This window comes from Guptibacillus hwajinpoensis (assembly GCF_020171785.1).
GTDB lineage: Bacteria > Bacillota > Bacilli > Bacillales > Guptibacillaceae > Guptibacillus > Guptibacillus sedimenti.
On the sequence record NZ_JAIVAE010000007.1, the window covers coordinates 217902 to 237780 of the forward strand.

Annotated in this window: 24 protein-coding genes; 15 read left to right on the forward strand and 9 right to left on the reverse strand. The window is 39.2% G+C overall.

What is annotated here, in order from left to right; translation table 11 throughout:
* Positions 1-3: 3 nt before the first annotated feature.
* Both LCL91_RS11950 and proB read right to left on the reverse strand, forming a co-directional pair.
* Entirely contained in the window at positions 4-1269 is a 1266-nt protein-coding gene (locus LCL91_RS11950) for a glutamate-5-semialdehyde dehydrogenase (protein ID WP_224882655.1), read from the reverse strand.
* Positions 1270-1302: 33 nt separating this feature from the next.
* Positions 1303-2445, reverse strand: coding sequence for a glutamate 5-kinase (gene proB, locus LCL91_RS11955; RefSeq protein ID WP_224882656.1), 1143 nt, complete (start codon positions 2443-2445; stop codon positions 1303-1305).
* A 420-nt stretch (positions 2446-2865) separates the two neighbouring features.
* On the opposite strand from proB, the gene LCL91_RS11960 reads away from it, so the two are divergent.
* Positions 2866-3426: a methyltransferase family protein gene (locus LCL91_RS11960; RefSeq protein WP_224882657.1), complete on the forward strand. Its 561-nt coding sequence runs from the start codon at positions 2866-2868 to the stop codon at positions 3424-3426.
* A gap of 114 nt (positions 3427-3540) precedes the next feature.
* The gene (locus LCL91_RS11965; protein WP_224882660.1) at positions 3541-4833 is read left to right on the forward strand and encodes a DUF2254 domain-containing protein; all 1293 of its coding nucleotides are present in this window, start codon (positions 3541-3543) and stop codon (positions 4831-4833) included.
* 42 nt (positions 4834-4875) lie between these two features.
* On the opposite strand, the gene LCL91_RS11970 is transcribed toward LCL91_RS11965, so the two are convergent.
* Together LCL91_RS11970 and LCL91_RS11975 are read right to left on the reverse strand one after the other, a co-directional pair.
* Positions 4876-5481, reverse strand: coding sequence for a hypothetical protein (locus LCL91_RS11970; RefSeq protein WP_224882662.1), 606 nt, complete (start codon positions 5479-5481; stop codon positions 4876-4878).
* An 11-nt stretch (positions 5482-5492) separates the two neighbouring features.
* Entirely contained in the window at positions 5493-6023 is a 531-nt protein-coding gene (locus tag LCL91_RS11975) for a sigma-70 family RNA polymerase sigma factor (protein WP_224882663.1), read from the reverse strand.
* A gap of 273 nt (positions 6024-6296) precedes the next feature.
* On the opposite strand from LCL91_RS11975, the gene LCL91_RS11980 reads away from it, so the two are divergent.
* From LCL91_RS11980 to LCL91_RS11995, 4 genes are all read left to right on the forward strand, one after another.
* Positions 6297-7487 (forward strand): DUF418 domain-containing protein, encoded by a 1191-nt coding sequence (locus LCL91_RS11980; RefSeq protein ID WP_224882664.1) that lies wholly within the window; start codon positions 6297-6299, stop codon positions 7485-7487.
* A complete protein-coding gene (locus tag LCL91_RS11985; RefSeq protein WP_224882666.1) occupies positions 7474-8028 on the forward strand; it encodes an HD domain-containing protein in 555 nt (184 codons plus the stop codon). The genes LCL91_RS11980 and LCL91_RS11985 overlap by 14 nt, the downstream gene beginning before the upstream one ends.
* 88 nt (positions 8029-8116) lie before the next feature.
* Complete coding sequence (locus LCL91_RS11990) at positions 8117-8572, forward strand: DUF948 domain-containing protein (protein ID WP_224882668.1); 456 nt, start codon at positions 8117-8119, stop codon at positions 8570-8572.
* Positions 8559-9200, forward strand: coding sequence for a YtxH domain-containing protein (locus LCL91_RS11995; protein ID WP_224882670.1), 642 nt, complete (start codon positions 8559-8561; stop codon positions 9198-9200). Before LCL91_RS11990 ends, LCL91_RS11995 begins: the two co-directional genes overlap by 14 nt.
* A 75-nt stretch (positions 9201-9275) precedes the next feature.
* Here the strand turns inward: LCL91_RS11995 and LCL91_RS22050 are convergent, their stop codons facing one another.
* Positions 9276-9404 (reverse strand): hypothetical protein, encoded by a 129-nt coding sequence (locus LCL91_RS22050; RefSeq protein WP_255461919.1) that lies wholly within the window; start codon positions 9402-9404, stop codon positions 9276-9278.
* 282 nt (positions 9405-9686) lie between these two features.
* On the opposite strand from LCL91_RS22050, the gene LCL91_RS12000 reads away from it, so the two are divergent.
* A complete protein-coding gene (locus LCL91_RS12000; protein ID WP_160918473.1) occupies positions 9687-10073 on the forward strand; it encodes a response regulator in 387 nt (128 codons plus the stop codon).
* A gap of 106 nt (positions 10074-10179) precedes the next feature.
* Entirely contained in the window at positions 10180-10971 is a 792-nt protein-coding gene (locus LCL91_RS12005) for a TIGR00266 family protein (protein ID WP_224882672.1), read from the forward strand.
* A gap of 75 nt (positions 10972-11046) precedes the next feature.
* On the opposite strand, the gene LCL91_RS12010 is transcribed toward LCL91_RS12005, so the two are convergent.
* Entirely contained in the window at positions 11047-12168 is a 1122-nt protein-coding gene (locus tag LCL91_RS12010; RefSeq protein WP_224882673.1) for a DEAD/DEAH box helicase, read from the reverse strand.
* A gap of 213 nt (positions 12169-12381) precedes the next feature.
* On the opposite strand from LCL91_RS12010, the gene LCL91_RS12015 reads away from it, so the two are divergent.
* Entirely contained in the window at positions 12382-12630 is a 249-nt protein-coding gene (locus LCL91_RS12015; RefSeq protein ID WP_098444658.1) for a hypothetical protein, read from the forward strand.
* A 372-nt stretch (positions 12631-13002) separates the two neighbouring features.
* Here the strand turns inward: LCL91_RS12015 and LCL91_RS12020 are convergent, their stop codons facing one another.
* Complete coding sequence (locus LCL91_RS12020; RefSeq protein ID WP_224882674.1) at positions 13003-13467, reverse strand: divergent PAP2 family protein; 465 nt, start codon at positions 13465-13467, stop codon at positions 13003-13005.
* 82 nt (positions 13468-13549) lie between these two features.
* Between LCL91_RS12020 and LCL91_RS12025 the strand changes: the two genes are divergently transcribed.
* A complete protein-coding gene (locus LCL91_RS12025) occupies positions 13550-13735 on the forward strand; it encodes a hypothetical protein (protein WP_224882675.1) in 186 nt (61 codons plus the stop codon).
* Between the two features lie 119 nt (positions 13736-13854).
* A complete protein-coding gene (locus tag LCL91_RS12030; RefSeq protein ID WP_224882677.1) occupies positions 13855-14598 on the forward strand; it encodes an SDR family NAD(P)-dependent oxidoreductase in 744 nt (247 codons plus the stop codon).
* A gap of 59 nt (positions 14599-14657) precedes the next feature.
* Here the strand turns inward: LCL91_RS12030 and LCL91_RS12035 are convergent, their stop codons facing one another.
* Both LCL91_RS12035 and mobA read right to left on the reverse strand, forming a co-directional pair.
* On the reverse strand, positions 14658-15785 hold the full coding sequence (locus LCL91_RS12035; protein ID WP_224882678.1) for a CapA family protein: 1128 nt from the start codon (positions 15783-15785) through the stop codon (positions 14658-14660).
* Between the two features lie 168 nt (positions 15786-15953).
* A complete protein-coding gene (mobA, locus tag LCL91_RS12040; RefSeq protein ID WP_224882679.1) occupies positions 15954-16487 on the reverse strand; it encodes a molybdenum cofactor guanylyltransferase in 534 nt (177 codons plus the stop codon).
* Positions 16488-16662: 175 nt separating this feature from the next.
* On the opposite strand from mobA, the gene LCL91_RS12045 reads away from it, so the two are divergent.
* From LCL91_RS12045 to LCL91_RS12060, 4 genes are all read left to right on the forward strand, one after another.
* Positions 16663-17388 (forward strand): Crp/Fnr family transcriptional regulator, encoded by a 726-nt coding sequence (locus LCL91_RS12045; RefSeq protein ID WP_224882680.1) that lies wholly within the window; start codon positions 16663-16665, stop codon positions 17386-17388.
* A gap of 191 nt (positions 17389-17579) precedes the next feature.
* Entirely contained in the window at positions 17580-17738 is a 159-nt protein-coding gene (locus LCL91_RS12050) for a cytochrome c oxidase subunit 2A (protein ID WP_098444652.1), read from the forward strand.
* A gap of 19 nt (positions 17739-17757) precedes the next feature.
* Positions 17758-18231, forward strand: coding sequence for a cytochrome c oxidase subunit II (locus tag LCL91_RS12055; RefSeq protein WP_224882681.1), 474 nt, complete (start codon positions 17758-17760; stop codon positions 18229-18231).
* Positions 18228-19874 carry a b(o/a)3-type cytochrome-c oxidase subunit 1 gene (locus LCL91_RS12060; protein WP_224882682.1) on the forward strand — a complete coding sequence of 549 codons (1647 nt, stop codon included), beginning with the start codon at positions 18228-18230 and terminating at the stop codon, positions 19872-19874. The genes LCL91_RS12055 and LCL91_RS12060 overlap by 4 nt, the downstream gene beginning before the upstream one ends.
* The last annotated feature ends 5 nt before the right edge of the window (positions 19875-19879 follow it).

The window sequence follows — 19879 nt, forward strand, 5'->3', positions numbered from 1 at the left end:
ACATTATCTAGTTTGACCAGTACCTGTCATGCAATATTTAATCGTAGTTAAAGCAGGTAGTCCCATAGGACCTCTGGCATGTAGCTTTTGTGTTGATATGCCGATTTCTGCACCAAAGCCTAGAGCAGAACCATCTGTAAAGCGAGTAGATGCATTATGATAAACAGCAGCTGCATCTACAAGATTGCGGAATAGAGAAGCTGATGTTGCATCTTCTGTAATAATCGCTTCAGAGTGTTTCGTGCCATATTGTTCAATATGATAGATCGCTTCTTGCGTATTTTCGACTGTTTTGATTGCAATTTCAAGACCAAGGTATTCGTTACTCCAGTCATCTTCGTCAGCAAGGACAGCATCTTTAAATGTGTTTACGATATGGTCATCACCGTGAACTTTAATGTTATTTTCAGCTAATGCTTTTTCAAGAGCATCTTGATTTTCTTCAAGCCATTTTTTATGAACGATTAGCGTTTCTACGGCGTTACAAACCGCAGGGCGGTCAGTTTTCGCATTGATTAAAATGTTAATGGCTTTGTCAACTTCAGCTGACTGATCAAAATAGATGTGGCAGTTTCCTACCCCCGTCTCAAGGACTGGTACCGTTGCATTGTTTACAACAGTGTTAATAAGGGCGCCACCTCCACGAGGAATGAGAACATCAATGTGTTCTTTCATTGTAAAGAGCTGACTTGTTGCTTCACGATCAGTTGTTGCAATAAGCTGCACAGCTTCTACAGGGATTTTTGTTTTTGGAAGTGCTGCATGAATGACGCGAACAATTCCTTTATTTGAGTTAAGAGCGTTAGAGCCACCTTTTAGTACAATTGCATTACCTGATTTAAGAGCAAGGCCGGTTGCATCAACCGTTACGTTAGGTCGTGCTTCATAAATCATACCGATAACGCCTAGTGGAACGCGGACTTGTTCGACTTGCATACCATTATCAAGTGACCAGTCCGAAATGACTTCTCCTACTGGGTCTTCGAGCTCAGCCACTTCGCGAAGTCCATTCGCAAAGTCTTTCACACGCTCTTCTGATAAACTTAAGCGATCCATGAACGCTTCTGTAAACCCTTTTTCTTTCCCGCGCTCAAGATCTTTTTTATTCTCGTTTAATATATAGTCTGTTTCTTTCTCAAGTTCGTCTGCAATAATGAGCAACGCCTGGTTTTTTTCCTCAGTTGTTAGCAGGGAGAGGGTTTTAGAAGCCCCCTGTGCCTGCTTTGCTTGTTCTTTAACATCTACTTTAATTGGATCTAGAGTAGTCATCAAACGCCTCCTATATTTTTTATTCTTATTTTATTACGAGCCGAGTGGAATAGCTAGCTGATCGTGATAAACGAAATCGTTAATGTGGACGGCTTCTTTCACTGAAATATCGATAAGCTCAGAAATCTCACCAGTAGAAAGTCCTTTAATCATTTTCAAATGCTTGGAAGAGTAGTTCGTTACACCAAGACCGATTTCTGCACCGTCCATGTCTGTTAGTTTCACAACAGCTCCTGGCTTAAAGTGTCCGTGTACATAATGCACGCCTACAGGTTGTAAGCTACGTTCATGTTCAGAGATTTCAGAGCTTGCTTTATCTGTCACGATGACTTCACCTTCAGGACCTGAATTAAATGCAATCCATTGTTTCTTATTATCAAGCTCAGCTTGACCTTCCGGTGTAAAGTACGTTCCGGTAGCAGTTTGATGAACCGCGTTATAAATAATTCCTTTTGTAGTCGCATTACCTAAGAATGAAGGTGTACCTGATGCCATCGCAATTTTAACAGCATCAATTTTGGATCTCATGCCACCAGTACCGACAGAGCTACCAGGTTCTCCGGCAGATTCTTCAATTTCTGGTGTGATTTCAGTGACGTGTTCTAATAGTTTCGCGTCAGGATTCTTTCTAGGATCTTCACTATATAACCCATCTATATCTGAAAGAATAATAAGCTGGTCAGCACTTACGAGTGCAGCCACTTTTGCAGATAGTGTATCATTGTCTCCAAATTTTAAGCGTTCAACTGTTACCGTATCATTTTCATTAACGATTGGAACAATTCCTCTTTCTAATAGTACATTAATTGTATTGCGTGCGTTATTGTATCTTTTGCGATCAGAAAAGTCACTGCGCGTAATCAGAATTTGTGAAGCAGTATAGCCGTGAGATATGAAGCGTTCTGAATAAGCTTCCATTAACAGTCCCTGACCAATTGATGCAGCGGCCTGTTTTTCTGAAAGGGATGTTGGCCGTTCAAGGCACCCTAGACGGCGGTAACCAGCGGCTACTGCTCCTGATGACACAAGGAGAACTTCATGGCCTTCATCTTTTAACATTACAATATCGTCTACTAGTCTTTCTAGTTTTCTTCGGCTAATGTCACCTAGTCTGCTCGTTAGTGAGCTGCTTCCGATTTTAATTACGATTCGTTTTTTTCCGTCGTTTAGATTCATTATTTCACTCCTATATAACTTGCCGTTAAATGTGTGATTGCTTTAATCAATTGACTGTAATGAGTATAACAAACGGTCATATCGTGACAACATCACATGCCCAAATAGTCCGTATACGAGGAGAATAAGTATGAATTTGGACGATGCTCGCTCTAAACTCGTTTCACATAAGCTTAGAAGATGAGAGGCTGGCTTATCACGGTATATAAAGACTGTATAACAAAATAAATTTACAATTTAATCCATTTTATACGTTTGATTGTATGGAATAATTAATTGGATTAGCTGTTTTGTAAGGGCTTACATAATGGTGGTGTGCATAAAAGTTAAGATTTATGCAAAAAGAAACAGACACAGATCAGTCAGTAAGGAAAGAACTCTGGTATACTGCTGATAAAAGGATGTCGAAAGGGTGATGGCATGATCATAATCGATGTACTATTTGTTTTATTGACTGTTTTATGGATTAGCGAGTTTGTGATGAAACGAGGGAAAAAAAGTACGGAATCATCATCTTCTGAAAAGCGATCTTTTGTTTTGATTCTAAGTATGATTAGTTTAGCCATTGTAGGTTCCATTATCTTTAGTGAACGTAATCTTTTCGTTTTTAATGAATCTCCGTTTACTGAATTGCTAGGGCTACTTCTATATGCTAGTGGAATTGGGTTAAGGTATTGGGGGATTCAAGAACTGGGGCGTTTTTTTTCGAGAAACGTGATCGTAGAACAAAAAGTCGACCTTGTCAGTTCAGGTCCTTATCGTTTATTGCGTCATCCCCTATACACAGGATTGCTTCTTACTTTAGTTGGGCTGCCAATCTACATAGGTACCTGGGGAGGCGGGATATTATCATTTCTATTGCTTGTTCCTGCCCTTCTTTATCGAATACGTATCGAAGAAAGAATGCTCTTCGATTCTGTTGGGAAAACTTATTACGAATGGGGGAAGGAAAGATACCGACTGCTTCCTTTCATTTACTAATATAAGCCGTTCGATTTATCCTAGGAAAATTTTGCTGTTTATATAAAGTGATTAGGATAATGGAAAGAGGGAACAAGAATTAGATGACATAATAGTGAAAGAGGACTCTAATGAATGAATTATTCTAAAACATCAATTAACCTACGCAATAGTTTCTGGTTTCTGCCAGTCGTATACGGCCTTATTTCTTTGGCGGTAGTAGGACTCACTACATGGATAGACATCATGTATGTGTCGCAGCTTCAAGGGACGTTACCGAAGCTATTTCTTGCAACTGAGAAACTTGCACAGTCACTCTATGCTCCGCTGGTTACGGCTATTTTAACGATGACGACGATTTCATTTTCATCCATTATGGTTGTGTTGACGACTTATTCATCACAATTTTCTCCGAGAACATTACAGGATTTTATCTCGGACCGTTTTACACAACATGTACTAGGTGTTTTTGTGGCGGGATTTGTTTTTGCACTTGTTAACATGCTTCTTTTAACAGGTAAAGACAGTCGAATTATTCTATCACCACTTTTAACGGTTATTCTTGCGATTACTTGTTTACTGTTCTTCATCTTATTTATTCATCATTCGGCCACGTTTGTTCAGGTAAATAACTTAATTGAAAAAATCACAAGAAGATCCCTATACCTTGTTGAAAAGAAAAGTGAACTTTACGAAGGTGAGACGTTCGAGAAATGGGATCGCTGGGAAGAAAGTGAACTTAGAGAAGAAGATGGTATACCGATATATAGTCATAAGATGGGCTATATTCAGCAAATCCCTTACTCGAAATTAGTCGATCTCGCCACTCAAAATGAAAGCATCATTCGACTTAATTCTGATGTAGGGAATTACGTAAAGGAAGGTTCTAGAATCGCAACGGTATGGATGAAAGACTCTTCCACTTTTTCTACTGACAATTTCTTAAATTCAATTGCGATCGGTACAGAAAGAATCAATGATCAAGACCTGGAGTTTTCAATACAAAAACTCGTAGATATCGCCCTTAGAGCGATCTCGCCATCAGTGAACGATCCGCATACAGCAGTTAACTGTACGAACCGAATTGGTACGATCCTTTCAAAAATCGGCCATTCGTATGACCCAAAAGAAGCTTTTTTTGATAAAGAAAGAAACCTTCGCGTTCTATCAACGCCAAAACCATTTTTTCAATATCTCTATAAATCGTTCTATCAAATACGTCATTATGGAAAAGATGATGTATCCATGTTAAACGGGATACTTGATGCACTCATATTAACCGCGGATGGGCAACGGAAGGAAATTAAAGCAGATGTTCAGCGGTTTCATCAATATTTATTAACTAGCATTGATCTAAACGAACTACCAGATCTTGACCGTGAGTTTCTTCTCCATACTTCAGAAGTATTAAATGATGTATGTAAATAACATAGAAAGGCATCCGACAAATTATCGGATGCCTTTATTTTTTTATTTTTGTAGCTCAACCTGTGCGAGCGCTTCTCCTGGTAAGCTGAACTCTTCAAGAATACTGCTTTGTTGGTTCCGGATGACAAAATTGAGAGGAAGACCTGTATCTGGTTCAATCCATATACTAAATGTCATTTTCTCAAAATACCCTTCCGTAATTCTACCTTGAGCAAGAATCGCAGGCTGTTCCTTATAGATCGCTTTTGGGTTGCTGATTTTCCAATTATCATAGTTAGCTAAGTAAGAAAGGGCAATCGAGCGGATTTTTTCTTCATCATCGGCATTATTTATAAGAGATGCTGAGTGTAAGACATCATTATATAAGTCTTCTTCCGTAAGCGTGTGGACGCTAGCTGAATTCGTTTCTGGCAAAATGCCAATCTCAGATGCAACAATTAATCCGGTTCCTACTAGCATCAATAAAAGAGTAAGATAAGTAAGAAGAGCAGGGATTTTTTGATGTAACACTGATCCAAAACTACTTTTCTTTTTTGGACGAGTCTCTCTCTTAACTGTTTTCCAAACATTGTTCTTATGGGAACGAGTAAAAGTAACAGCTTTTGTATCAAGCAACCTAGTACGAAGGTTTTTAAAATGTTTCTCCATTGTGCCCCTCCCTAGTACATTTCTTTAAGAAGCATTCTTGCCCGTCGTAATCTAGTTTTAACGGAGTTTTCATTAATGGAAAGCAGTTCACTGATTTCTTGTACTTTCAAATCTTCAAAATAATGAAGAAAGATAACCTCGCGATATTTAGTAGGAAGCTTAAGTATGTTTAATGCAAGTTCATTATTCTCTTCTGAGCCAATGAGCACCATATCAGGTTCAGAAGCGGAATGCTTAAATGTACTTAAAAGGGATTGAGCGAAGGTGATGTTACGATAAGCCCAGCTCTTAAGAACATCCTTGCATTTATTTGCGGTAATGGTTAGAACCCAAGATTTAAGAGAAGATTCCACATTAAATGTGTCTAATTTCGTATAACAAATAATAAACACTTCTTGAGCAATATCTTCTGCCTTATCTTTATCTTTTAAGTAGCTAAAAGCAAGCCAGACAACACTATCGCCATATTCATCCATAATTGTTTCAAGGACCGCTTCCCTATTGGTAAGATCAAGGTAATTGGTTGGTTCTTTGTTCCCCAAGGTTGCGTCTTCCTCCTTCGGCCCTTCAAATAAAAGACGTGTAACGTGCGCGAAGGGTTTTGTATTAAATTTCCATAATTTGTGTTTGTTTCTATTATAGAATAGATTTAACCAAACTTGGTAGATTTTACTTAAATTATATAAAAATAATGTACGGTGGTAAATATTTGACTAAGTCGGCTTCGTTTATAGAATCGCTAAAGAAGGATTAAGTTTGATTAATGTGGAACGAGTTCTTTAGAGGTATATCATTAGAATGAAAAGAGGAATAAGTTGACTAAATTAACCGCAGTCCCCACTCCTACGAATGAAAGAATTCAATCCATTGATGCGATGCGAGGTCTCGCTTTACTCGGTATCTTTTTTGTGAACATGATTGATTTCCATTCACCATGGATGTACATCGATCAGTTGAGCTACTGGGGGGATCAATGGAATCAAATCTCCATGAATGTGATTGATGTACTCGCACAAGCGAGTTTCTATCCCTTATTTTCGTTTTTGTTTGGTTATGGATTTATTATTCTACAAAATCGTTTGATTGCTCGTAGTACCCGGTTTCTTCCGGTTATAGTTAGGCGATTGGTTTTCCTGTTTGTCCTTGGCGTTATGCATTTCGTATTGATCTGGCATGGTGATATTTTATTTACTTATAGTCTTTGTGGTTTCTTCTTGCTTCTTTTTATCAAACGAAAGGGGAAGCTTTTATTACAAATTGGAATCAGTATGTGGCTGTTTTATGCCATTATTTTCTTTTTATTACTATTGCCATTTAACGGAGATGAGTTTACATCGCATCATCCTGACGCGATTCAACAATCACTTCTCATTTATGGCTCAGGTAGCTATATGGAAATTTTAAATCAACGTGTGAGTGATTGGACTTATGTGAATGGTGGGATAAATGGTGTATTTCTTTTATTTTCAATCTTCCCTTACTTTCTAATAGGTGCCGCTTTTGCGAAAGAAGGGTGGTTTAATGGGAAGCAGAACAATTTGTTATTAGTGAAAAAATTGTTTTTTATTGGAGCAATCGGCTTTTTTATAAAGATTTTGCCTTTTGTATTTGATTCTTATGCATTTTCTCATCTTCAAGATAGTCTTGGTGGACCGCTTGTTTCTCTTTTTTATATGTCGGCTATTGCTCTTATTTACTATTCGGGAAAAACGCTAAAGCCACTTGAGTGGGTTGGGAAAATGGCGCTAACAAATTATTTGTCCCAGTCAATTGTAAGCACGCTTCTTTTTTATAATTATGGTTTGGGTTTATATGGAGAAGTTGAGGTTACCACAGGCGTTCTATTATTACTGGGCATTTTCATGTTGCAGATCGCATTTAGTCGATGGTGGCTTTTGAAATATCGTTACGGTCCGATTGAATGGATTTGGCGAATGGTAACGTATAGACGGCGTTTTTCCTTAAAAAAAAACCAGGAAAAGGAGTTTGGATATGAGAATAATTGAAAAAGCTGTTGAATTTTCAGCAGTCGCTCATGATAAGCAATACAGAAAAGGCTCAACATTGCCATACTTTTCTCACCCTGTCACAGTAGGGTTCTATTTAATAGAGGCAGGCGCCTCAGAAGAAGCCATTGCAGCAGGAATACTCCATGATGTGGTCGAAGATACCCCCATGACTTATGAGATGGTTAAAGAAGAGTTCGGTGAAATCATTGCAGATTTAGTTGAAGGGTGCTCAGAGCCTGATAAAAGTCTTAGTTGGGAAAAAAGAAAAAGTCATACGATAGATACGATAAGAACAGCTTCGTTCCAAATAAAACAAATTGCTTGTGCAGATAAACTCCATAACTTAACGACAATCCATTATGATTACGAGACAGAAGGTGAACGAATTTGGGAGCGATTTAATCGTGGAAAAGAAATGCAGCGCTGGTATTATGAATCGATCTATGTAAGTTTGTTAGCTGGTCTTACAGCAAAAGAAGCGGAATTTCCATTGTTTTTAAAGCTAAATGAAATGATTGAAATGGTTTTTAAGGATTAGCGAAACGTTTGTCATATGAATTTCATGATTACATTTCCTACTTCGGGGTATGGATAATTATATTCAAATAGAAGTAGGAGGAATAGTAATGGAACTTATTCTTTATTTAGCAGTTGCTCTTATCGCGATTGTATTCGCTGTACTTAGCATCTTTTTAATTAAAGTGTTAAAGTCAACCGAAAAAACACTTTCTAACACAGCAGAAATGATTGATTCTCTGCAAGGACAGATTGATGGGTTATCGAAAGAAACAACAATGATGTTGCACAAAACAAATGTACTTGCAGATGAAGTACAATCGAAAGTTGGGCAATTCTCACCCGTTTTCAAATCTGTTCAAGAAACAGGTGCATCTCTACAAAACCTATCCCGTTCTTTTTCCAAATTAAGCAAATCAGTTGAGAAAGGCGTCGAAGCCAGGCAGGGAAAAGCAGCTGAAGCGGCGAATTGGGGAAGTACTGCACTGAGTATGTGGGAGAAGTATCGCATCAAAAAATCAAACATACAAGCTGTTAAGGAGGAAGGTAAATATGAAAGAGTCTAAATCAAGCCATGATGTAAAGGTTGAACACGAACCAGCACCAGAAGGGTATTCATCTTCAACAAGAGAAGTGATTCGCATTGATTCTTCCGATCCGATCAAGTCAGAAAGTCAGTTTAAAGGTCCAGCGATTGCTGCTTTAGCTGGTAGTGTCGTAGGAGCAGCTGCAGGAGTATTGCTAGCTCCTAAAGCAGGGAAAGACTTAAGAAATGATATTAGCGGCGGCGTTACCAAAGCGAAAGACAAAAGTGTTGAAGTGTCTAGTAATGTGAAAGTTAAATCCACTGCTTTTGCACAATCGGTTAAAACAAAGTCGAATGATATTGTGAGCAAAGTAAAGAATCGTAAAAGTGATTCAAATCAACCAGAACAACCAGAGGAAGAAACACTTGTAAGTGGCTATTCGATCAAACGAGCAGCTGAGCTTGACGAGACAGAAGTGCCAACTTCAACAGTGGTGAATAAGGACATCGAAAAGATTATTGTTGAAACAGAAGGTGCTGAAACATTTAACGATGTGATTCAACGTGATGTAGAACGTACGCTTGAAAAAGATCCAGATCATCCTGAAACCCTCGATGAAGCAGCCGAATTAGAGTTAAAGAGAACATATAATAAAGATTCAAAATAAAAAACCGCCTTGGCGGTTTTTTTTGGTCATAGAAAAAGCAGAGAAAAGGTCTCTCTGCTTTACGCGAAAATGAAATTAGGACGGGTGGATCGAGTTTACTTTTGTAGCTTCTCGGACAACGCTTCTAGCTTTAGACGCTTCAAGTTGTTCTTTCTTCGCTTTGTTCTCGATTTCTTTAATGGTCTGAATCGTGGGACCAGTCATTTTTTAAACCCTCCTAATTTTAATCTAGTTATCTTTTCCCCACTTTTAAAAGATAAAACAGCTTAAAGGTTAAAAAGTTATAAAATGGTAAAAAAGAACCTGTGTTTTTGATTAAACGCTTACATTTCTTAATAATGAACAGTTCGAGAGGCGAAAATGTGCGAGATTTGTAATCTCATGACTAGTTTCGACGAAGTTATTTCCTTTCGGGATTAGATGATGCACAATAATGATAAGAAGTCGCATGATATGAGACTATATCGCAAAAAAGGTGGGCATACGATGAAGAAAATATTAATTGTGGACGACCAGTATGGCATTCGCGTGTTGTTAAGCGAACTATTTAAGAAAGAAGGGTACCAAACGCTCCAAGCTGCGAACGGTATGACAGCCATTGAGCTTGTGAAACAAGAATGTCCCGATCTTGTAATCCTCGATTTGAAAATGCCCGGTATGGACGGATTGGAAGTATTTAAAAACTTGAAAAAGCTTAATGAAGGTGTTCAAGTTATCTTTATGACGGCTTATGGTGAGTTACAGCTCGTACAAGAATTTATGAAGCTTGGTGCAATCACTCATTTTGCAAAACCGTTTGACATAGAAGAAGTGTGTCGAACCGTTAAACGTGTTGTTCCACTTGATACAAAAGAAATGGCACGTACCAAATAATTGTTTTCCCTGCTTTCTTCAGAAAGCAGGTTTTTTTCGATCAATTTTGAAACCTATTTAGCGGTCATCCGTATCATAATCAATGATTAAAAAGGGGGATTATGAAATGAATAATCACGAAATTGACTATAAATTATACGGGGATGATATGCAGTTTGTGGAAGTAGAATTAGATCCAGGAGAAACGGTTGTAGCCGAAGCGGGAAGTCTGATGATGATGGAAGATCATATTGAAATGGAAACGATTTTTGGGGATGGAAGTGAACGACAAAGTGGCTTAGTAGGTAAGTTGTTTAGTGCAGGAAAACGAGTACTTACAGGCGAGAGTCTCTTTATGACGGCTTTTACGAATGAAGGAAAAGTGAAAAAACACGTATCTTTTGCATCGCCTTATCCGGGTAAGATTATCCCAATGGATTTAAGTGAGTGGGATGGGAAAATCATTTGCCAAAAAGATGCTTTTCTTGCTGCAGCGAAAGGGGTATCGGTAGGAATTGAACTTCAAAGGAAGTTAGGTACAGGTTTCTTTGGCGGAGAAGGGTTTATTATGCAGAAGCTTGAAGGAGACGGTTTAGCATTCGTCCATGCTGGGGGGACGATACATAAAAAAGTACTTCAACCAGGTGAAACGCTTCGTCTTGATACGGGGTGTTTAGTAGCCATGACAGGCGATGTAGATTATAACATCGAATTTGTAAAAGGGGTGAAAACGGCGTTGTTTGGTGGAGAAGGCTTGTTTTTTGCAACGCTTAGAGGTCCAGGAACGGTTTGGGTGCAATCACTACCGTTTAGTCGCTTAGCAAGTCGCGTATTTGCTGCAATGCCACAAACGCCAGGTGCTAGTAAAGGGGAAGGTAGTATGGCAAAAGGACTCTTTGATATGTTTAATGGAGATTGAGAAAATTTGTATTCAAAAAGCTGCTCTTCATCCATAAGTGATGGAGAGCAGCTTTTTAGGTTGCGTAGTAAAGCTTTACTTGCGCTTGCGAGATTTAGGAGCTGGCGCATTCTTTCTTGTTAATTCAAGATCTAGTTTTTGGGTGATTTTCTCGAGGTATTTCTCTTCACCAGGAAGTAGTAGAGTGACAACCGATCCTTCTTTCCCCATTCGGCCTGTTCGTCCTGAACGATGAAGATAAGTTCTTGCGTCCTCAGATAAATCGTAGTGGAAGACATGGGTAATGTTATCAATATCCAAACCTCTTGCAGCAAGGTCAGTCGTTAACAAAAGTTGAATCTGATCGTTTCGAAAACGATTTAGAACATTCTTTCTTTCAGTCTTGTTTGTGGAACTATCCAATACATCGAATGAAATTTTTTTAGTTGCAAGAATATCCTTTAAACGCGATAGATAGTTGCTATTGTTAACAAAGGCTAGAGCTTTAACACCATCTTTACGTGCTAGCTTTCGAAGTAGTTCTGGTTTTTCACGACGGTTGGTTACGTAATAACTGTGATCAATGGCTTTCTTCTCTTCAGCAGTAGCTTTAATGCTTAATACTGATGGGTTATCAGACAGCTTTTTCGCTTGCATGAGTACTTTATCGCTAAGAGTAGCTGAGAAGAAAAGAAGCTGACAGTCTCTAAGGGCGGATTGACAGATGTAAGAAACATCTTCCATTGTAGAAGGGTGTAGAACCTGATCGGCTTCGTCGGCTACGATGCTGGTAACCTCATTCATCTTAAGTTTCTTCATATCGATCAATTCAGCCACTCGGTTTGGCGTCCCAACAATGAGTTGTGGGTGTTTTTTGAGTTTCTCTAATTGGCGTTTAATCGCAGCTCCCCCGATCATCGAAGCAGCTGTCATGTCACTACCTTTTAAGAACTTTTGCGCGACTTCAAAAACCTGCATGGCAAGTTCCCGAGTTGGCGCAAGTACGATCGCCTGTGTATTTTTCTTAGTTGGATCAAGCTTTTGCATAATAGGTAAAAGGTAAGCTAACGTCTTTCCGGTACCCGTGGGTGCTTCTACAAGTAAATCCTCACCGTTCAAGATACGAGGAATTGCCTGTTCTTGGACATCTGAGAAATTTGTAAAGCCGGCAGCTTGCCAGTTTTCTGAAAGAAATGGGTGTTGATTAAACATTGTCATATTGTTACTCCTTTATTATCATATACGTTCAACCTGCAAGGCAGGATAAATATTCAATTTCTACGCCTATTTCATCAAGTTATCTTTATTTTAACATAGTCGTCATTTTCTCAGGATGCTAACCATGTCTTTTCGTTTGCTTCTTTCCTTGCGTCTCTTTATGTTTTATTGGGTCATGAGAGGGAATAAGCAAGCAAGAGGGAGGGATCGGACATGAATGGATACTTACTTAGAAGAATGGCAGTGTATACATTACTTACAGGAATCATCGCCGCGCTCTTTATTGGCATTACACTTGGAGAAAACTTACCGAATTACGCTACGATTGAAGAGCCTTATCCAATGCGTTGGCTGATTGGAATCGGAGCATTTGGAATTAGTGGCATCATTTCATCTATTCTTTATACAGGTGGTGTGATAGCGGATATCATTGCACAAAAAAACGAAAAAATTTCTCCATGAAATTGACAAAGAGCGCATCGCTTTGATGCGCTCTTTCATTATATATAACGATCGTTATTTATTAACAGTAACTCCTTCATTGCCGCGGTAAACATACCATAGAGATCTGTTGATCTCTCAAACAACGAAAGCCCTACCTCTCTTCCATCCTTACGGCTCCGAAGCCGCGCCAGTGTGAGTGAGGAGGATCAACAGCAATTGTAGTATGGCCATTAACTTGATACAAGCCAATTAGAATCATGCTGTTCATACCTTTCCAGTTATGAATTTTAGTTCTCCTTATTTTAAAGGAGCTAGTTGTTAATATCGGGTTTATTGATACCCCAACTACACATTATACACGCTAGATTACATATGTCAAATGCAACTTTGTTATTTTTTTGAAAAATACCCGAAAAATCCAAGTGCTATGCCTAATAAGGCACCCCCAGCTACCTCAGCGGGCTGATGACCAAGTAATTCGTTCAATTCTACATCGCGCCTTGCATGAAACAGATCGGGATATTGTCCTGATAAGAGCTCAAAATCTTCATCAAGGTCATTAACAAGACGAGCGATCTCACCTGTATGTCGTCTAATACCTTGAGCATCGTACATAACAATGACTCCAAAAACAACCGCAAGAGCGGTCTCGATCGATTCTTTACCAGTTTTTAAAGCTGTGTAAGTAGCTAGTGCTGACACACCTGCAGAATGAGAACTAGGCATTCCTCCTGTTTGAAGGAGAGGTCGCCAATCCCACTTCCCTGATGTTGCTTTATGTGTCAGTATTTTTAGTCCTTGCGCAAGGACGATTGCTGAAAGTGCCAGGTTCATACCTTTATTCATTTTCTTCACCTCATTGTTATTCTGGCGAAAAACCACATGATTATGATAAGGGAGGGAGAAAATAAGAAAAAAAGTGGAAGAAGGTATGCATGTGAATATTACGCATCGAGAAGCAGAAGTAATTCGTTCCGCTTTAGCGACATTAATCAATGATACTAACCAAGAGTATTATGCGGGGATATTAGAGAAGTTGGCTCTTTCTCCGTCTGTCATCGAGTTATGTGATATGGAAGGATTTATGAATGGTGTGGATGATAGCAGTGATGCTGCGAATTAGTCAGAAGTTTTCAGCTTCTGACTATTATTTTTTTAAGCACATTAATAACCGATTCAAATTAGAACCGTGCCGTTTCTTTCAGTACTCTTAACATAGGAAAGAAAGAAGGGATGGTTTAAATGGATAAAGTCGTGATTGTTACTGGTGCAACGTCAGGAATCGGGCAAGAAACAGCGCGCTATTTTGCAGAAAAAGGAGCTAGTGTTCTTGGGCTTGGACGCTCAAAAGAACGCGGTGAAAGCCTAGAGCGAAGTAGCAAAGAGCTATTGGGTTCCATTACCTTCTATCAAGTCGATGTTGGGAAAGAAAACGAAGTAAAAAAGTTCGTTGAAGAATTTAAGACAACCTATGAGAAAGTAGACGTTCTCTTTAATAATGCTGGTGTAGCAGATGTCGCGATCGGACCTCTGAGTCGCGTTTCAGATGATGAATGGGACCGTCTTTTTCAGACCAACTTAAAGTCAATCTATTATATGGTGAATCATTGTGAAAGACTTTTTAATAAAAATTCAGCGATTGTAAACAATGCTGCTATTGTGGGAACACTCAAATACCCTTCAGCTCTCCCGGCATATAGTGCTGCGAAAGCTGGGGTAGTAGCATTATCAAAATCATTGGCAATTCGTTATGCGAAGCGAAAAATTCGTGTGAATGTCATTTCTCCTGGCCCCATTGATACTCCTCTTGCAAGAAAGTTATATGGTTCGGAAGAAGTATTTCAGACAGCTTTCCAACAGCATCCAAGGGGTTCATTTGGATCACCACTTGAAATCGCCAAAGTCGTATACTTTTTATCTAGCGAGGATGCTAGTTATATTAATGGACACAATCTCGTCGTAGACGGTGGGTACACGCTTTCGTAAAAAAATAATAAAAGGACTACTTTCGTTAAGACGTTATTCTAACGAGAGTAGTCCTTTTATTAGAGTTTAGGGACTTTTAGGCTTGGAATCCATTTTTTCATATGATTGTTTATTTCCTCTAGTCGCTCAGGCTTGGCTTCTATAAGAGGATGAACGTGATAGTTCTGATCAACATACGTTGGCGTGAAGGAGGGAGAGGTGATTGAAAAGGTCGTTTTTCCTCTAAATTGCTCTTTGGCAAACTTCACTTTCAAAATGCCGCCGATGTCTTTGTAATCATCCTTCTGGCCAGACCAAAAATTACCGAGTGAATAAGCTACGAGTACGTTTCGTTTGTCTTTTGTTTCAATCCATTCAAGTGGTTGAAGCACGTGAGGGTGGTGGCCCAAAATAAGGTCAGCTCCTGACTCAGCTAGAAATGAACTTAGCTCCAATTGTGTTTTATTTGGGTAGCGTTCATATTCATTTCCAAAATGTACGCTTACAACGACACCATCTGCTTGCTTTTTGGCATTCTGTATATCTTGTTTCATCACGCTTTTATCAATGTAGTTAACGAGGTGCGGCTTATTAGCCGGAGGACGTATACCGTTCGTACCATAAGTATAAGAAAGAAAAGCTAACGAAATGCCATTATGTTCCATCGTTCGAATTTGATTCCTATCTTCTTTGGATAAGTAGCTTCCTGTATAAAGTATACCGATTTTTTTCCAATGTTGAATCGCATTTTGGATGGCCTTTTCTCCTCGGTCTAATGTATGATTGTTCGCCATTGAGACGATATCGACTCCGGATATTTTTAAGGCATCGCCAACTTCAGTTGGACTGTTAAAAGAAGGATAGGAAGAAAGGCCAATTGAGGTTCCACCTATTACTGTTTCCTGATTGGCAATGGTTATGTCTGCATCTTGCAATTGATTTTGTACGTTTTGAAGCATCGGATTAAAATTGTACTTCCCAGCTTCCCCTGCTTTTTCGTAGACGCGATCGTGGATCAAAATATCTCCAATTGCTGCAAGTGTTAAAGAAGAAGTTTCAAGTGTACTATCATTAGTGTGTTGTGTTACGTTTCGATAAGCAAGGAGATCTGATGTGTTCTTTGGATCTTCCTTTTGACTGGATAGCCAAAAGACGACACCTCCAACAAAAATCAAAAGAATGATAAGTAATAGCGACCTTCTTTTCATTGTTTTCACCTATATCCATATGTAAGTTATCTTAAAGCGTTATCATCGCTATCGTACCACCTTTTCATAAGAAAAGCATGTGGATGAAAAAAGGACCATTCGATTTGTGTAGAGAGTTCATTGAAAAAGAGAGGATCCATTCAAATAGACATGGTGAAGTCACCATGTCTATTTGAGGGAGAGCATATCAGGTTGAATGACTACTGAAGAAGTATTAATGCTTTTTAGAAAAGTGGAAGTGGTGGTATCTCCTGCTTGAAGTAAACCAGTTAGGCATGTTTTTGTGCTTGTCCTGTAAACTCCTTCAAATGGTTTTAGAACACCATTAAATACAGGAAGAGCACCGTCTACATCCAATTTCAACAAGTTTTTTATCAATCTACCTGCGATGCGAGTAGACGGGGCAAGATTATCTGATTCGATGACCCATACCACATCGGTCCTAGCGAGTGAAATCCCGGCATGTAAACCACCTAGAGGACCTTTGTTTTGAAAAAAATCTGTAATGATGCGTGTATCTGGTGGTACGAAGGGCAATAAGTCTCTAGGCGTATTCGTTACGACAATCATTTCATCAACAATCTTACGCATTTCTCTAATCTGAAACTGAATAAGCGGTTCACCATGATGTGGTAGAAGGGATCTGTGGCGACCGTAAATATACTCATTTGGTCCCCCGGCTAAAATAACTCCAGTTAGCATTCTCTTCACCTTCCAATTCGTTTGTTAGTTTAAATGTAACCGGTATTTGAAAAGTAGACTGTAAGGAATGTCACATCTTTATTAATAAAACGGGCGAGGTGTGATGTTTATCACACCTGAATGAGAAGTGAACTCTTATAATGAAAGCAACAGAAAGGTTCTAGGAGGGAAATCGATGAAGGTTACATGTCCAGTTGCGATGATGAATAAAGGGAGTTACAATACACAGTCTTTTACTAATGAAAATTTTGTGAAATTAGAAGAGTTAATGTATGAACAGCAGGTGCAACGTGGTGAAAAGATCTACTGGGAAGGAAACGACTGCAATCATTTATATTATTTAAAAAGCGGAGCAGTGAAACTTACGAAAAGTTCGGATGAGGGGAAGGACCTCGTTCTCTACCACTTTCAGGCAGGCGATCTTTTTGGGGAAATTGGAGATGATAGCCACGTGCTTAATAGCTTTAGTGCAGAAGCAATGACAGATTGCAGTCTTGGCGTCATTCAACAAAAAGACCTTGAAACAATCCTCTGGCAAAATGGTGACCTGGCGGTTGAATTTATGAAATGGATGGGATATATGCAGCGTTTTACGCAGACGAAACTTCGTGATTTAATGTTTTTTGGAAAGCATGGAGCTCTTGCCTCAACATTGATTCGAATCGCAAACACTTACGGTATTGAAGAAGGGAATACCATTCGAATGACTACAAAGTTCACGAATACGGAAATTGCTGATTTAATTGGCGCCACGCGCGAAACGGTCAATCGCATGTTAAATCAGTTAAAGAAAGATAACATCATTGCTTACGAAAATGGCACCATCATGATTAAAGATCTTGAACAGCTAAAAGCAATTTGTCATTGTGAAGGCTGTCCTAAAAACATATGTCGGTTATAACAAGTTCAGGAGAGTTGTCCTGAACTCTTTTTTTTGAGGTTTTATTGGCTAAAAAGCAAACTATATGGTCCAATTTCAAATTTTACTGGCCATACCCAAAACCTCTCACTGTTTTGTGAGTAAAGTCACAGAATAAACCCTTTTATTCTCCTAAACTAAACCTATACCGAGCATACAAAGGAGGAGGAACAATGGGGGTTCTTGAGGAGAAAAAGGAAACGGTGCGAAAAGTCGTTACGACAAAGGAAGGACCAAACCTGAAAGGAACGATGATTGCTGTCATGTTGCTTGGGGGATTTATTGTCCTGTCCTGGTTTAGCGTCTACTGGTTGTATATGGTTCGTCTTTAGAGAGAGAGGGGAGAGTAGCATGCACATGCATAAATTAGAAAGGCTATGGCTTATGATTGGAAGTGGAGCACTGATTCTTTTTTTAATGGTAATTGGTGTGAACGCTTTCGCAATGGGTCATACACCGCCAAGCGATAGTGAGATTCTTGATCCAACTCAAGTCGATTTAACGGCACCTTTCGATGACCCAGGCTTAAAAAAGATAGGTGAGAATGAATATGAATTGGTTCTGGTTGCTCAAGCATTCACATTTCAATCGAACGATGAAATAAAAATACCTGAAGGGGCAACTGTTCATTTTAAAGTAACGAGTAAAGATGTAGTACATGGATTTCAAATTCCGAAAACGAATGTGAATATGATGATTACACCAGGTCATATCAATACCATTACTCATACATTTGATGAAGCGGGACAGTTTCTTATTTTATGTAATGAATATTGTGGAGTTGGTCACCAGGCCATGGGTGTGCCGCTGGAGGTGATAAAATGAAAAACGAATTAGTAGTCGATCGAAATGATGCAAAGCTTAGTATGGCTCATTTGTATATCGCTTTTGCAGCCGTCCTATTAGGTGGGATTGCAGGACTTTTACAAACGCTAGTTAGAAGTGGAACGATTCAACTTCCTGCAGGGATAGGCTATTATCAGCTGTTGACCGCTCACGGTATTTTACTTGCACTTGTATTTACAACTTATTTCATTATTGGGTTTTTCTATGCCGGCATGAGCAGAACAATGGGGAAATTCTATGACCAACCTTATCGGTTGGGATGGCTTGGTTACATTGTAATGACAATTGGAACGGCGCTTACAACAGTGATGGTTCTTTTAAATGAAGGGACGGTTCTTTATACCTTCTACGCACCTTTAAAAGCTTCCCCATGGTTCTATATTGGCCTTACGTTATTTATTGTTGGTACCTGGTTAGCGGGGGGTGCGATGTGCCATCAATATTACATTTGGAAAAAGGTAACGCATAAGAAGATTTCACCTTTGTTTAGCTTTATGGCTGTTATGACAATGGTTTTATGGTTTGTCGCTACGATTGGTGTCGCCGTTTCCGTTATCTTTCAATTCATTCCATGGTCATTTGGATGGGTTGATGAGATTAACATTCTACTAAGTCGAACGCTTTTCTGGTATTTTGGTCACCCACTTGTGTACTTCTGGCTCTTACCTGCCTATGTGTGCTGGTATGTTATTATTCCAGAAATCATTGGTGGGAAAATTTTCAGTGACTCTTTAGCTCGTTTATCTTTCGTGCTCTTCTTACTGTTTTCTATTCCTGTTGGCTTTCATCATCAGTTACTTGAATCAGGAATCTCTCCGTTTTGGAAGTATTTGCAGGTTGTGTTAACGTTCATGGTTATCGTTCCTTCTCTCATGACTGCTTTCTCACTGTTTGCTACTTTTGAAATAGCAGGACGAAAAAAAGGAGCAAAAGGATTATTTGGTTGGTTTCGTGCATTACCATGGAAGGATGCAAGATTCTTTGCACCTATGGTTGGTATGCTCATCTTCATTCCTGCAGGTGCAGGAGGGATCATTAATGCTAGTAACCAAATGAACCAGATTGTTCATAATACGCTGTGGGTTACAGGGCATTTCCATCTTACTGTTGCTTCGAGCGTGGCGCTTACGTTTTTTGGAATAGCCTATTGGCTTATCCCTCATCTTACCGGTCGCGTACTAACAGGAAGAATGCATCAAATTGCAAATCTCCAAACAATTCTATGGGCGGTTGGCATGTTCTTTATGTCAGGGGCTATGCATACCGTTGGCTTGCTTGGTGCACCGAGACGAACAGCTTATACGACATACCAAGAGCATCCTGATGCATTAGGCTGGATTCCTTATGAAGTCACAATGGCGGTTGGTGGTTCCATTCTCTTTATAGCTATTTTACTGTTAATTTATATTATTACAGATCTTGCTTTTTTTGCCCCAAAAGGAAAAGAAGATTTTCCGATTGGAGAAGTGGCAGAGGCTGCAGAAAAGACACCAGTCATTTTAGAAAATTGGCGGCTGTGGCTTGGCATTGCAACTGTGCTTATCCTTGTAGCTTATATCGTACCAGTCATTCATATGATTGAACACGCTCCCCCAGGTTCTCCTGGATACAAGTTCTGGTAAACGCC